The organism is Micromonospora sp. ATLC16, assembly GCF_057196645.1.
Genome location: NZ_JBXUOW010000177.1, coordinates 1 through 731 on the forward strand (window position 1 = coordinate 1; position 731 = coordinate 731).

At 67.7% G+C, this 731-nt stretch carries 1 protein-coding gene; it reads left to right on the forward strand.

The features are described 5' to 3' along the window. Positions 1-133 precede the first annotated feature (133 nt). Positions 134-731: transposase (locus tag AC2CHE_RS26940; RefSeq protein WP_484507624.1), on the forward strand; the 598-nt coding region annotated here is incomplete at its 3' end.

A 731-nucleotide genomic window follows, 5' to 3' on the forward strand; every position in this document is an offset into this window, starting at 1 on the left:
CTAGTACGGCAGCCGCCATTGGTCGTCTGACCAGGGTGGACGGTGTGGGTGGGGTGGGTGAGATGGGTGCAGCCGCCCTGATGATCATGTGTGTGTGAAGACAACAAAATCGAGGGCGGCTGCGGCTGCCAGGATAGCCGCTGGTCGGGTTCAGCGGGTGCGGGCCGATCTGGTGGAGCGGTTGCGGTCGTGTTTCGTGCGGACGCAGACGTGGCAGCAGGCGGACAAGTATGTGTCCGCGGTGGCCAGTGACCTGCCGAAACGTAACGGGTGGACGATCGCCGAGCATGTTGGGGACCGCACCCCGGATCGCGTGCAGCGGTTGTTGAACCGGGCGGTGTGGGACACCGAGGAGGCCATGAGCGTGGTGCGCCGGTTCGTGGTCGACGGGCTGGCTACCGCGGCCCGACGACGGCGGCGGGGTCTGGTGGTCGGGGCGTTGGACGAGACCGGTCAGCAGAAGCGGGGCAGTGCCACGTGCGGGGTCAAGCGGCAGTACATGGGGTGCGCGGGCCGGGTCGAGAACGGCATCAACACGGTGTACCTGGCCTACGTGCGCGAGGGCGTCGGGCACGCGTTGATCGGTGCCCGGCAGTGGATCCCCGCCGAGCAGATCGATGACGAAGACACCGCCCGTGGAACAGGGATACCGGCTGACCTGCGCTTCCGCACGAAGGGGCAGTTGGCGATCGACATCTGCACCGACGCGTACGCCGACGGGGTGCGCGTGG